Annotated in this window: 11 protein-coding genes; 7 read left to right on the top strand and 4 right to left on the bottom strand. The window is 50.0% G+C overall.

Annotated features, from left to right (window positions below):
- The first annotated feature begins 33 nt into the window (after positions 1 to 33).
- Both WGC32_RS06485 and WGC32_RS06480 read left to right on the top strand, forming a co-directional pair.
- Positions 34 to 2,106, top strand: a complete 2,073-nt coding sequence (locus WGC32_RS06485; protein WP_191482830.1) for an elongation factor G — start codon at positions 34 to 36, stop codon at positions 2,104 to 2,106.
- 236 nt (positions 2,107 to 2,342) lie between these two features.
- Positions 2,343 to 3,086 (top strand): putative ABC transporter permease, encoded by a 744-nt coding sequence (locus WGC32_RS06480; RefSeq protein ID WP_342681094.1) that lies wholly within the window; start codon positions 2,343 to 2,345, stop codon positions 3,084 to 3,086.
- Between the two features lie 56 nt (positions 3,087 to 3,142).
- Here WGC32_RS06480 and WGC32_RS06475 read toward each other — a convergent pair whose 3' ends face one another.
- Together WGC32_RS06475 and WGC32_RS06470 are read right to left on the bottom strand one after the other, a co-directional pair.
- Entirely contained in the window at positions 3,143 to 4,573 is a 1,431-nt protein-coding gene (locus tag WGC32_RS06475; protein WP_342681093.1) for a tetratricopeptide repeat protein, read from the bottom strand.
- Positions 4,574 to 4,675: 102 nt separating this feature from the next.
- Positions 4,676 to 5,902, bottom strand: coding sequence for an ROK family protein (locus WGC32_RS06470; RefSeq protein ID WP_342681092.1), 1,227 nt, complete (start codon positions 5,900 to 5,902; stop codon positions 4,676 to 4,678).
- Between the two features lie 278 nt (positions 5,903 to 6,180).
- On the opposite strand from WGC32_RS06470, the gene WGC32_RS06465 reads away from it, so the two are divergent.
- Complete coding sequence (locus tag WGC32_RS06465) at positions 6,181 to 7,188, top strand: Yip1 family protein (RefSeq protein ID WP_191510541.1); 1,008 nt, start codon at positions 6,181 to 6,183, stop codon at positions 7,186 to 7,188.
- Positions 7,189 to 7,240: 52 nt separating this feature from the next.
- Here the strand turns inward: WGC32_RS06465 and WGC32_RS06460 are convergent, their stop codons facing one another.
- Positions 7,241 to 8,653: an L-fucose/L-arabinose isomerase family protein gene (locus tag WGC32_RS06460; RefSeq protein ID WP_342681091.1), complete on the bottom strand. Its 1,413-nt coding sequence runs from the start codon at positions 8,651 to 8,653 to the stop codon at positions 7,241 to 7,243.
- A 365-nt stretch (positions 8,654 to 9,018) separates the two neighbouring features.
- Here WGC32_RS06460 and WGC32_RS06455 point away from each other — a divergent pair, with 365 nt between their 5' ends.
- The 4 genes from WGC32_RS06455 (at position 9,019) to WGC32_RS06440 (ending at position 11,890) form a co-directional block, all read left to right on the top strand.
- Entirely contained in the window at positions 9,019 to 10,023 is a 1,005-nt protein-coding gene (locus WGC32_RS06455) for a dihydroxyacetone kinase subunit DhaK (protein ID WP_191482900.1), read from the top strand.
- 81 nt (positions 10,024 to 10,104) lie between these two features.
- Positions 10,105 to 10,749 carry a dihydroxyacetone kinase subunit DhaL gene (dhaL, locus tag WGC32_RS06450; RefSeq protein WP_191482899.1) on the top strand — a complete coding sequence of 215 codons (645 nt, stop codon included), beginning with the start codon at positions 10,105 to 10,107 and terminating at the stop codon, positions 10,747 to 10,749.
- A 12-nt stretch (positions 10,750 to 10,761) separates the two neighbouring features.
- Positions 10,762 to 11,217: an RpiB/LacA/LacB family sugar-phosphate isomerase gene (locus WGC32_RS06445; RefSeq protein WP_191482898.1), complete on the top strand. Its 456-nt coding sequence runs from the start codon at positions 10,762 to 10,764 to the stop codon at positions 11,215 to 11,217.
- 109 nt (positions 11,218 to 11,326) lie between these two features.
- Positions 11,327 to 11,890, top strand: coding sequence for a DUF1349 domain-containing protein (locus WGC32_RS06440; RefSeq protein WP_342681090.1), 564 nt, complete (start codon positions 11,327 to 11,329; stop codon positions 11,888 to 11,890).
- An 84-nt stretch (positions 11,891 to 11,974) separates the two neighbouring features.
- On the opposite strand, the gene WGC32_RS06435 is transcribed toward WGC32_RS06440, so the two are convergent.
- Positions 11,975 to 12,610, bottom strand: coding sequence for a GNAT family N-acetyltransferase (locus WGC32_RS06435; protein ID WP_342681089.1), 636 nt, complete (start codon positions 12,608 to 12,610; stop codon positions 11,975 to 11,977).
- Positions 12,611 to 12,803: the final 193 nt, after the last annotated feature.

The raw sequence follows: 12,803 nt of genomic DNA, 5'->3' as shown, positions 1-12,803 counted from the left end.
AAACAGAGCAAAAGTGGAAAGGAGAGACTTATATTGAAACAGTATACTGCTGACAGGATCAAAAACATAGCCTTGGCAGGCCATGGTAGCGCAGGAAAAACTTCGCTGGCAGAGGCACTGCTGTATCAGGCAGGTGCAACAGACCGCTTGGGCAAGATTGAGGATGGAAACACTGTTTCCGACTTTGATCCTGAGGAGATCAAGAGAAAAGCTTCCGTATCCACCTCCATTCTGCCCATTGAGCACGATGGATATAAAATCAATATCATCGATACTCCGGGACTGTTTGATTTTGCCGGCGGTTTCTATGAAGGCGTACGGGCGGCTGAAAGCGTAGTCATCGCCATTTCCGGAAAATCCGGCGTGGCGGTTGGCTCTGAAAAAGCCTACAAGCTGGCTGTGGAACAGGGCAAATCCGCCATGTTCTTTGTGGGAAAACTGGATCGGGAAAGCGCCGATTTTTATAAGGTGCTGGAGGAGCTCAAGGCGAGTTTTGGACCTGCCGTTTGCCCGCTGGTAGTTCCCTATGTGCGCAACCAAAAGGTTCTGTGCTATGTGGACCTGGTGGACATGAAGGCATATGAATATGAAAACGGAAAGGCAAAAGAAATCCCCATGCCGGAAATTGGACATCGGCTGGAAGGCTTGGTTGCGGCTATTTCTGAGGCGGTTGCCGAGACGGATGAGGCCCTTTTCGATAAATATTTTTCCGGCGAACAATTTACCCCAGAGGAGATGCATCGGGGCATTGCCAACGGTATCAAATCTGGCACCATCGCGCCGGTTTACTGCGGTTCCAGCCTGACCCTGGAGGGCATCGATTTAATGCTTGACGGCATGGCGAAACTGCTGCCCTCCGCCAAAGACAAGGCTGGGGAGATCGCAGTGGATGCAAACGAGGAGCCTGTGGAAATTGAATGCGACGAAAACGCTCCTTTGGCGGCCTATGTGTTTAAAACAGTGGCAGACCCCTTCGTGGGCAAACTGTCTTATTTTAAAGTTGTTTCGGGCAAACTATCTCCCGAGGTGGCTCCTGTCAATGCCCGTACCGGACAACCGGAACGCCTGGGCAAGATGCTCTGCGTCCGCGGCAAAAAACAGGAGGAAGTCAAGTATATCGGCGCCGGCGACATCGGCGCAGTGACCAAACTGAGCGAGACCAAGACAGGGGATACCCTCTGTGATCCCAAACGGGTGGTTTCCTTTGAAAAAACCAATTTCCCGGCGCCTACCTTATCCATGGCCATCAAAGCAAAGGCTAAGGGAGATGAGGGCAAGATTGCCCAAGGCATTGCAAGGCTGATGGAGGAAGATATGACCATTGCCTTTGAGCAGAACAACGAAACCCATCAGCAGGTGCTCACCGGCTTAGGAGAGCAGCATCTGGATGTTATCATTTCCAAGCTGAAATCCAAGTTTGGCGTGGATGCCAGCTTGACACGTCCTCGGGTTGCTTACCGGGAGACCATCCGCAAGAAGGTCAAGGTGGAAGGCAAACACAAGAAACAGACCGGTGGTCATGGACAGTACGGCCATGTCTGGATCGGATTTGAGCCGTATGATGGCGATGATCTTCTCTTTGAAGAAAAGGTATTTGGTGGATCTGTACCTAAGGGCTTCTTCCCGGCAGTAGAAAAGGGGCTGCGGGACTGCATCAAGAAGGGTACTTTGGCTGGATATCCCATGGTAGGGCTGAAAGCTACCTTGTTAGACGGTTCCTATCACCCGGTAGATTCCTCCGAAATGGCCTTTAAGATGGCGGCTACCCTGGCCTATAAAGCAGGTATTCCTCAGGCAAGCCCTGTCATTCTGGAGCCTATTGGCACACTGAAGGCCCAGGTGCCGGATACCAATACCGGCGATATCATCGGCGAACTCAATAAGCGCCGGGGCCGTGTACTGGGCATGAACCCGCTGGGCGACGGCATGCAGGAAGTGGAGGCAGAGGTCCCCATGTCCGAGATGTTCGATTTCACCACAGTGCTTCGCTCCATGACACAGGGAAGAGGAAGCTTTAGCCTGACCTTTGCCCGGTATGAGCAGCTGCCAAATCAGCTGGAAGCTGCGGTTATCGAGGAAGCAAAGGCCAACGAGGAAGAAGAATAGTCTTTAGTAATCCTTTACATAAAAGGGCGGGGACGATTCAACACCCCGCCCTTTTATTATGGCCAAAGAGGTATGCCGAGGCTAGTTTTCTATTCATATTTTCAAAGTTTTTCGAATACATTCGAAAATCGTAGAAAAAACTTAATTTTTTTTCGGCTGGGAGTATGATATAATGAGGCACGTTCCAGAAGAACTTCGAATAGAAACTAGATGGATGGGGAGTTGTAGAGGGGATTATGGAAAAACAAGAGAAAAAACAGGAACCGGCGGAAAGGGCCCTCTTGCAAGAGGATAGGCCTTTTGCCGCGGGCCTTCACTTCTATAAATTGTTTTGGATTTTCCTCATTGGCTGTGTTGTCGGCTATGTGGTGGAAATGCTTTGGTGCTATATCAAAATGGGGTATTTTGAAAGCCGCCAGGGCTTGGTTTACGGACCATTTAGCCCTGTATACGGCTTTGGCGCCGTTCTTTTCACCTTGTTGATGTGCTGGCTGCGCAAGGCCAGTGGCATTCTGATTTTTACCATCAGCGCGATCAGCGGGGCGTTTTTTGAGTTTTTCTGTTCTTTTTTTCAGGAGAATGTTTTTGGTACCCTTTCTTGGGAATACAGCAATTCCCCCTTTAACCTAGCGGGAAGGACCAATTTAAAGTATGCGGTTTATTGGGGTATTTTGGGCTTTGTCTTTATCCGGCATACCCTTCCCTGGATTAGCCGTATGATTGAAAAAATACCGAAGAAGGTTGGCGTGCCGCTGACCAACGTACTCATTGTGCTTATGGCGGTGGATATTATCATCTCTGCGGCGGCGGTCAAGCAGTGGTCTAACCGGCAGCTAGAGGTGGAATCCCAAAGTAACGTGGTGACCACCTTCCTCAACACCCACTTTCCCGATGAGCGGATGGAGGAGATCTATCCCAACATGAAGCTGCCGGAAGAGCACCGGCAGGAGAACTCCCACGAAACCACAGAAAACGAATAAAAAAACCGGCAGGATTTAAATCCTGCCGGTTTTTTATTTTTGGTTTCCGTTTTTCCTTAGCCATTTTGGGAATATCCTAAAAAGATGGTGGCAAAGGAAAGTTCATCGTCTAGGAAGTAATACTTGACGGCTTCACCGTTTTCTGGGAGATAAACCAGGGTGTCGTATTCATTTTCCGCAGCGGCTGTTTCAGGAGTGCCTAGCGCGTTTAAGGTCTCGTTATAGGTGGCGCCTTTTCCAATCCCCAGTACGGTATAGTTGACATCCTGATCGAAATAGACGGTCATGTTGGTGATCCTTCCGTTTTGGGTGGAGACGATCAGGCCGTTGTAGGTGTAGGTAGCGCTTTGCAGCTCAACCTCGTTGCCATCGGCATCCGTGTAGGTGTCGGAGGTGTTCTCTTGGTTATAAAGCTGGCCAAATTGCTCGCTGTAGTCGTCATAATTCCCGAGAAAAGCATCGGACAGATCAAAGGGAGGCTCTGAAACAGGGGGTGGAGTGGTGGTGGTCTCGGGAGGCGGGGTTGTTGTGGTTTCCGCCGGTGTAGTGGTATCAGCCTCCCCAGTAGTATCCAACTCTGCTAAAGCCGTCTGTAGCCGCTCATCCTGAGTTTGCTCATAACCTGCCTGGAGAAGTTCTGCCGCTCGCGCCGAATCCCCCATATTGACATAGCAGTCAGCCAGCCGGAGCATGGCGTCCACATTGTCCGGTTCCTCGTCTAGGATATCGAGGAGCAGCTCGGAGGCTCCCTCGTAATCCCCTTGGTCCATCAAAAGGATCGCTTGGGTATAGAGTTCCGACGTATCCACATTGGACCGGGTCAAGAAAAAGATACCCAGCCCTACAGCAGCCACCAGAATGATACATAGCAGGACAATCCAGCCCCGTTTTTTCTTTCCGCCTTTTTTGGAAGTCCCTTTGCCTCTGGCTTGAGAAGCTTTTGGGGGAGTAGACCGGCGGGCACTGCCGGATGAAGAACTCCTGGACCGATTGGAGGTGCCCCCTATTCCGTCGGAGTCATAGCTGACATATGGCTTTTGAAAGCCGCTAAAGTCGTCCGTATCGTCAAAGGAAGAAAATCCTTGGCTCGAGGAAGAAGACCTAGGAGGCTGAAAAGAAAAATCGTCTTCATCGTCTAAAAAAGATTGGTATGGTTTGGAAGACGCCTGCGGGAAATCCCCAAAGTCAGGGCCTTGCCGGGAACTGGCGTTGGAATGGAAAGAGAATGTTTCGCCATCAGACGCCGGCTCTGATGGTTCCTCCGGCTGAAAATGAAAGCCGTCCTGGGCATTGGTCTGGCGGTTGCCAGGATCAAAAGAGAAGCCGTCCACCGGCTTTCGGGATGTAGTACTGGGATCAGGGCGGGAAGCTGTATTCCCAGCGGGAGCAGCTCCTTCCCGGGATGCACGGACAACCTTGGCGCCGCATTCACTGCAAAATGACGCCGAATCAGGAAGCTTGGCGCCGCAGTTACTGCAATATGGCATGTGGATTCCTCCATTTCAATCATATCAATTATATTCAAAGGGGAAACGGGACATAGCTTCCCGTTCCCGATAACAACGTGGATCGTTCGTCTTATCTTGGTGTCACTGCCGAATAGGGAGAGATGATTCGCTTTCCACAGCGTTTTGATAGATTTTATCGCTGAACAGAAGAGCGGCACCGATAGCGGCAGCCTCTGAGCCAAAGGTGGAAACCTCAATGGGATGCTTGGCGTTTTTCCAGCATTTGAAGTCCACAAAACGCTTCATCTTGGATAAAAAAACATCCTGATAATTCATCAGATCGCCGCCGAGGATAATGAGTTCGGGATTGAAGATATTGACCACATTGGCAATGGCAATCCCCAAATAGGTGGCGGCATCGTCAAAGATACCTAGGATGAATTCGTCGGCTCCCCGGGCAGCTTTGGCAATGGTGGCGAGATTGAGACGGTCTCCCTGAGCAAGGAGGGTTTCCAGCACAGGAGCGCGGCCCATCTTCAGCCCTTCCCGGGATTTGCGCAGGATTGTCTCACAGGAAGCATAGGTCTCTAAACAGCCGTAGTTGCCGCAGGAACAACGGGGACCGTCGGGATTCATGGTAATATGCCCGAATTGACCGGCACTGCCGTTGAGCCCACGATAAATTTTGCCATCGAAAATAATGCTCATACCAATTCCCATGGAGAGACGGATAAACATAAAGTTGTTTACGTTCTGGGCAAGGCCCATGTAGCGCTCTGTCAAGGCCATGCAGTTGGGGTCGTGTTCAATCATGACCTCAATACCGAATTCCTCCTCCAAAATCTGCTTGACAGGAACTTGAGAGAAGTCTTCAAAGTGAGGGACAAAGACAGAAATACCATTTTGAATATCAATATCCCCCGGCATAGCCAGCCCAATCCCCTTGATTTTCTTTTTGTCGTCTACCGATGCGATAAGCTGTGAGATCATCAGTTTGATTTTGGTAAGGATATTGGTTCTATTGGGGGAAAACATTTCCTCCCGCACCTGTTTGATGACCCGGCATTTCAAATCGATGAGAGCGGCGGTCAGTCCGGAAAGGTTGACATCTACACCGATGATAAAATTGTCGGTGTTACTGATATCCAACAGGCAGGGCGTACGGCCTACCATTGACTCATTGCTCTTGATTTCCACAATCAGCTTTTTAGAAATCAGCTCCAGGGCGATGGTGGAAATACTGCCCCAACTCAGCCCTGTGTGCTGCTGGATTTCCTTTTTTGTAATGGGCCCATGTTTTCGGATACATTCGAATAACGCCAGTGTATTGGTGCTGCGCATGGAGTTGTGTTTTACAACCTTTGTCATTTCCCTCTCTCTTTTCTCTATAGCAATAAGTTAGAACAGAGTTACCGTTAAAATCATAGCATATACCGGCATAAAATACAATATTTTTGATGTAAATTTTAAGTTTATATCTATTTCTGACGATATTTGTATCATGTTATAAAGATAAAAAGCAAAATCAGTCACTTTTTCCAAGAGAAATTTATCTGCCGATTCTTGAAAGATGGAGGCGATTATGGTAAAGTAAAGACAAAGAGAACACCGGGTTCTGTACCCGGTTTGTGAGGAGGAGACGACAGATGCCCTATTGTACGAATTGTGGGAAACCTCTGATGGAGGGAGAGATCTGTAGCTGCCAGCAGCCAGCACAGCCGCCGGTGATGACAGCCCAAAAGGAAGAACCGGTTTCTTCTCCGTCGGCAGATGAAATGGGGCAAGCCCCCCAGAACCAATATGATGCACCTGAGCAAACGCCTTATGAGGAATACTATGGAACACCTTCAGACGGCCAACAGTCTCAGCAAGGGCCTTCCTATGGCGGACCGCAGGGAGAAGGATATGGCTATAGCGGCGGCAATGGCCAGCCTGCTGGGCAGCCGTTGTATCCTGGACAGATGCCGCCCCAACAAACCTATCAACCCCATCAACCGGGTAAGGTAGGAATTTTCTTCCGCAATGTGGGCAATCTGATTAGCGCATTCTTTAAAAAACCCAGTGATATGGTTAAGGCTGCCACTGAGCATCAGGACGTGGGGATGGGCTTTTTCTTTGCTGGTGTCAACGCCCTGTTTGTCGCCCTGTTTTTGGGGGTATTTGTCAGCCGATTGGGAGCGATCATGGCGGATCTCATGGGAGCTGGTCTGGGCTCCTTTATGGGGATTGGTATGAGCCTGCCTTTCTTCCCCTTCTTCCTGTGTGGGCTGGTGATGGCAGTGATCGGTTATTTCCTGCTATGCGGTTTGACCTTCCTTATGGGGAAAATTTGCAAATCACAGGTTAACTTTAAAGGTGTCCTGGCAGCCATGGGCGTGTCCACCTTCCCGGCTACCATCTGTATCCTGCTGGCCACCATTCTGGCGCTGCTCATCCCTGATTGGTCCCTGTATATCTCCATTGCGGCGTTGGCATTTTGGATGATGAACTCCTACCACGCCGCCCGGATTGCCACCCAGGCGGATGACAACAAGACCTATTTCCTCTACCCGTTGGCGTTCATCATTATGTTTATTATTACCTCCTACATCACCTTCCAACTGTTAGGTTGGGCCATTCTGCAAATTTCCTTTACAAGCTCTGGCCTTTGGTAATCAAAGCAAAAGCCCGGCAACTACGGTTGCCGGGCTTTTTATATGGTATCAGTTATTCTCCCAGGACTTCGACGTCGATGTCCAGCATCTTGCAGATGGTTTTTAGCTCTTCCACATGGTCGCCATAAACGGCATGGCAGTGGTTGGCGTCAAACTTCTGAATAAAGATTTCATGGTCGAAAGGCAGCTTCGCGAAGACATGGGGCCACTCTTCGGTGGTCTCCTTCATCTTTTCCCGGGGCAGGGTGACAAACTCTGCGGGAATGATGGTCATGCGATAGCGATCCTTATACCGGTTGAGGCGGGCAATGGTGGCCTGTCCAGGAGCGGTCATGCAGTTGACATGGCAACCGCCGCCGGGATACAGATCCAGGCATGGATACAGGGTGACGTTTTTCAGATTTTCCTTGTAGTCATCGGAACGTCCTGCATAGTAGGTGGACTCGGAACCGCAGTTGCAGAAGACCATGACGTCATAATCTGCGTCGTAATGACGGACATCCATAAAGAGGACGGGATCCTCGGTGAGCAGTTTGAGAATCTGCATGGTCAGCGCCGCATCGGAATCGGCCTCACAGGCCATAACGGTGGGCTCTTTGGGTCCATTCCAGTCATAGGGGTCGTTCATGAAAGCGGCGGTGAGACATTGGGTGCAGACATGCTTGCTCATTTCATAATGACATTTCACGCCGATAAAATCAAAGTTATAGTGGTCGCGGATCATCTTGGTGGCTTCATAATGGCGGATCTGCGTCTTGAGTTTTTCAGGGGTCAGACGATTGCCGTCATATTTGATCTCTGCCACATTGTCAGTGAGCCACTGGAAGGCCTTTTCCACTGTCTCCTCAGGGACCTCCTCGGCCAGCCGGATGATTTCGGACTGATCCACGTGCTCGATGTCGATGCCGAACTTATCCTGCCACTGCTGCATGCTGACGGTGGCGGAATACATCCCCAGGCTCCGTCCGCCGATAAGGCCGTAGGTGGAACCCTTCAAGCGGTTAACCACCCGGGCGCACTTGGCAAAGGTGATGAGCTTTTGGAGGATGGCAGGATCCTTGACGTCCCCAGCGGTGCGGAAGTGCTCAATACCCAGGTGATGGAGGGCGCCTCCCGCAGCCAGCATGGCAACCATGCCCGGCCAGTCGGGTTTAAAGCCGGCCACCAGCATATAAGGGCCCTTGCCAAATTTGGCGGCAATCGCGGAGAAATTGGGGAAGGCGAAAACGCCATAGGAAAAGATCATGCCATCCACATTCTGGGCCACCATCTTCTGTGCCTCTTCCTTGGCCACCTCTACGGAATTGACAATCCGCTCGCCCAGGACAAGCTCTACCTCTCCGGAATCCCGCAGGGCATCTACCACATAGTTGTACTCCCGTTCTACAATGGGCTTGAGCAGCTCAAAGGCATCGGGATCACCGTCGGAAAACGCGAGAACACCAATTTTGGGTTTGGAAATCATTGTGTTACCTCCTTATGTAATTTGGTTTTGGTTGCCTATAATCGAGGGAATGGGCCTTGGCAATTTCACGGAAAGAACAAAGTGGATTTGGTGCTTCCCGCTAAAAAAGATTGTCAAGAATTTGTAAACTTGTACTTACATACACTGTCTACTCCCAAAACTTATTATAAAACATTAAATCGAAATTGACAATTGTTATCTGATAAACTATAATAATTTCATGGAATATCTGAAAAAAATCCGCACTATTTGGCGAATTGTCCAGAAATAGCGGACAGCTTGACCAGACTGCGGAAATATGAAAAAACGGAGCTGTTTGAAGCTTCCCGCCCCTTGGAATTAAAATCGAATGGAGGTTTTTCATCGTGCAAAAGATCATCAACAATCCGCAGACCGTGGTGGATGAAATGATCGAGGGCGTTGCCAAGGCGATGCCGGACACCCTTGCCACCACCAAAAACAAGAGGGTTCTCAAATATAAAAATGCACCCCAAAAGGGCCGTGTCGGTATCGTGACCGGCGGCGGTAGCGGACATAAACCCGCCTTTGTGGGCTATGTGGGCAAAAATATGGTGGATGCTGTGGCTATGGGTGAGCTTTTTTCCTCCCCGCCCGCAAAGATGTTCTACGACGCCTTTGTGGCAGCCGACGGTGGTGCTGGCGTTGCCTGTTTATATGGCAACTATGCCGGCGACAACATGAATGTCAAGATGGCCATTGAGATGGCGGAAGACGACGACATCGTTGTAAAAACCGTGGTGGCCAACGACGACGTTCCTTCTGCTCCCAAAGACAGGAGAGAAACCCGCCGTGGAGTTGCCGGTGAAATCCTCATGTGGAAGGTAGGCGGAGCCAAAGCTGCTATGGGCGCCGATCTGGACGGCGTCATTGCCGCTGCTCAGAAGGCTATTGATAACACCCGCAGCATGGGCATTGGCCTTGCTCCCTGCACCATTCCTGAGGTGGGACATCCCAACTTCACCATCGAGCCAGGCACCATGGAAGTGGGCATCGGCCATCACGGTGAGCCGGGCATCGCGGTGAAGCCTCTGGCCACCGCCAAGGAAATGGCCAAGGAGATGGTGGATACCATCGTTCCCGATCTTCCTTTTGCCAGCGGCGATGAGGTGGTAGTTCTGGTTTCCGGTTTGGGTTCTACACCGTTGTTGGAGCAGTATATTTTCTTTAACAATGTGGAGGAAGAGCTTACCGCCCGGGGAATCAAGATCTATAAATCCTATGTAGGAAATTACTTCACCTCCCTGGAGATGAATGGCATTACCCTTTCCCTGATGAAATTGGACGATGAGCTGAAAGAGTGCATCGATATGGAATGCAGCTGCATGGGACTGACCCAGCTTCCCAAATAAAGGAATACATGTTGAAGTCTTACCCATGTGATCCCACATGGGTAAGACTTATGTCACAACCGATCAAGGAGGAATGCTACCATGGCAAGCAGTTTTAAAAACGAAGACGGCGCAAAGATCGTCTACGACATGATCCAGGCGATTCAGGACAATAAACAATACCTTAGCGATATTGACGGCCTTATTGGCGATGGAGACCACGGTATTAACATGAACAAGGGTTTCACCATGTGCAAAGAGGCCCTGGATCAGGAGCCGGGCAATATGTCCGCCAGCCTGAAAACCCTTTCCAATGTGTTGATGGAGGATATCGGCGGTTCTATGGGCCCTCTGTATGGCTGTATTTTCCGTGCCATGTTCCGTGCCAGCAAGGGCAAGGAAGACATTGACAAAGATGTTTTCAAAGAGATGATTACAAAAGCGGAAGAAGGAATCCGCAATATTGGCGGTGCCGAGGTGGGGGACAAGACCCTGCTGGATACTGTGGCTCCGGCTGCGGCTGCTTACTGCGCGGCGGTGGACGGCGGCGACGATTTTGCCACAGCGCTGACCAAGATGAAGGCGGCGGCAGAAGCAGGCCGGGATTCCACCAAGGATTTGGTGGCCAAGAAGGGCCGGGCCAGCCGTCTGGGCGAGCGTTCCCGCGGGGTGCTGGACGCAGGCGCTACATCCTGCTGCCTGCTGCTGTGCACCATTGCAGATTCCATCATTTCCCTGTTGCAATAGGAGGTAACGAGCATGAGACTGGTCATAGATTGCGACGATGCGGCTGAAAACCTGAAACAGGCACTGTATGAGCACGCCAAAGCATTAGGTTACGAAATCGATGATTTGGCTTACCAGAAGACCCATGACTGCGACTATCCCGATGTGGCCTTTAATCTGGCCCGGAAGGTGGCAGCTGGAGAGTATGACCGGGGAATTCTGGTCTGCGGTACCGGCTTGGGAGTGGCCATGTGCGCCAACAAGGTCCAGGGCGCCTATGCAGGGACCTGCCACGATGTGTTTTCTGCGGAAAGACTGAAAAAGAGCAACGATGCCAACATCATCACCATGGGCGAGAGAGTCATTGGTGTAGAGCATGCCAAGAAGGTGCTGGAGGCTTTCCTGGACGCCAAAGAGTTCCAGACAAAGAGTCAGCGCAAGGTAGACCGCATGCGTGAGTTGGAAGCGGAAAGCTTCGGGAAAAAATAAAAATCACGGCGGATCAGAGATGAAAACATCCGGTGGGTTTACTTCCGCCGGATGTTTTTGACTCTATATGTGAGAATATCCGTGTTGCTGAGAAAGAAGGAGAGATCAAATGGATCAGTGGATCAACGAAAGCAGGGCAGAGGCTGTCCAAGGGGGCGTCTCTATCACAGCGCGGGATAAGACAGATCTTTTTGCGCCGCTGGATGGCGGAGAGGTGGTACACAGTGCTTCTATCTATTACCAGGAGGTAGAGGGTGATTGCGTCATTCAGGCGAAGGCAGCCATGTCGCCTCATAACAAATATGATGGTGCGGGGCTTATTTTGTATGGGGATGAGCGCCATTGGGTCAAAGGCTGCCTGGAAGTGGTGGACAATGGCAGGACAGCAGCCATCAGTGTAGTGACCAATGGCGTTTCGGATGATGCCATCGGCCCTTATGTAGATAGAGAATCCATTTGGTTGAAAATAGCCCGAAAAGGGAATGATTTTGCGGTATTTTTCTCTCTGGATGGGGAAAGCTTTGACCTCATCCGCTTTTGCCATGTCCCAATGGGGCAGAAGATCAAAGCGGGTCTGGTTGCTCAGGCCCCGCTGGGTGAAGGAGGCAGCCGGGACTTTTCGGAGGTACAGGTGGAGGAGCGTACCGTAGAAAATCTGCGGACAGGGGAATAAGCCACCCGGGGAAAAAGATCCCGTAGATAGGTAGAAAAAGAGGCCGTTAAAAAAACGGCCTCTTTTTCTATACTTGATTGAGAACTAGAAGATTAGAGAGTGGCTATGGATATAAAATTCTTCCTGGCTGGGCTGATATTTCTTTTCAAGTTGTTCTAGTCCTTCATCATAGCGCTGGGCTTCTTTCTCATCGATATCAAAAACAGGGCTTTGATGATAGCCCCATTTCCTCCCATCCAAAGCCCCTGGACGGAGTTCTTTTACCAACATAGCTGCCGGGAAGGTTCCGTCCTCAAGGCAAATATTATACTTTTTACAGCTTTTAAAGCCTCGGCTTACATAATTGGCTGGATTCCCAAAGATGACGATGGCGTCGTATCCGAGAGCAGACGCTTTCTCGAAGGAATATTCCATCAGTTTTTTTCCGTAGCCCTTTCGCTGATATTCTGGCAGAATGCTGATAGGCCCAAAGGTAAGGATACTCTTTTCGTTCCCGTCTTCATCGATGAGTTTTGCTTTGGTATACATCATATTGCCAATGATCTGCTGGTCTAATTCCATGACCAGATCTAATTCTGGAAGAAAATCTTGGTGGTCTCGCATGATGTGCACCAAATAGTGCTCCATACATCCTGGAACATAAAGGTTCCAGAATGCTTTTCGTGTCATGTCTTCCACCTGTTTATAGTCTGCCTGTGTTTCATTTCTTATGGTAATCATATTTCGGCTAATACCTCCTGTATGTGATCATTTCTGTTTTTCTTCAGATCATTCGTCTTGGGAGCAGGGCCTGAGACGTTGAATTTGCATGGAGTATCTTTATTATTTTCTTAATCTATATCATAAAAAAGGGGGAAAGTAAAGAAGAAAATCTATGGGTAATATTCATAGATGTGAAAATAAAGACCTGCGG

This window comes from Zongyangia acetica, from assembly GCF_038739695.1.
Classification (GTDB): domain Bacteria; phylum Bacillota; class Clostridia; order Oscillospirales; family Ruminococcaceae; genus Zongyangia; species Zongyangia gallinarum.
Note: the sequence above shows the minus strand (reverse complement) of the source record. Positions and strands in the feature narration are given on the sequence as shown.

Bases quoted from the DNA above. Each gene is read 5' to 3' on its own strand.
- WGC32_RS06470 (WP_342681092.1), bottom strand. From the start codon at position 5,902: ATGACAAAGGTTGTAAAACACAACTCCATGCGCAGCACCAATACACTG.
- WGC32_RS06440 (WP_342681090.1), top strand. From the start codon at position 11,327: ATGGATCAGTGGATCAACGAAAGCAGGGCAGAGGCTGTCCAAGGGGGC.
- WGC32_RS06475 (WP_342681093.1), bottom strand. From the start codon at position 4,573: ATGCCATATTGCAGTAACTGCGGCGCCAAGCTTCCTGATTCGGCGTCA.
- dhaL (WP_191482899.1), top strand. From the start codon at position 10,105: ATGGCAAGCAGTTTTAAAAACGAAGACGGCGCAAAGATCGTCTACGAC.
- WGC32_RS06445 (WP_191482898.1), top strand. From the start codon at position 10,762: ATGAGACTGGTCATAGATTGCGACGATGCGGCTGAAAACCTGAAACAG.
- WGC32_RS06465 (WP_191510541.1), top strand. From the start codon at position 6,181: ATGCCCTATTGTACGAATTGTGGGAAACCTCTGATGGAGGGAGAGATC.
- WGC32_RS06480 (WP_342681094.1), top strand. From the start codon at position 2,343: ATGGAAAAACAAGAGAAAAAACAGGAACCGGCGGAAAGGGCCCTCTTG.
- WGC32_RS06435 (WP_342681089.1), bottom strand. From the start codon at position 12,610: ATGATTACCATAAGAAATGAAACACAGGCAGACTATAAACAGGTGGAA.
- WGC32_RS06460 (WP_342681091.1), bottom strand. From the start codon at position 8,653: ATGATTTCCAAACCCAAAATTGGTGTTCTCGCGTTTTCCGACGGTGAT.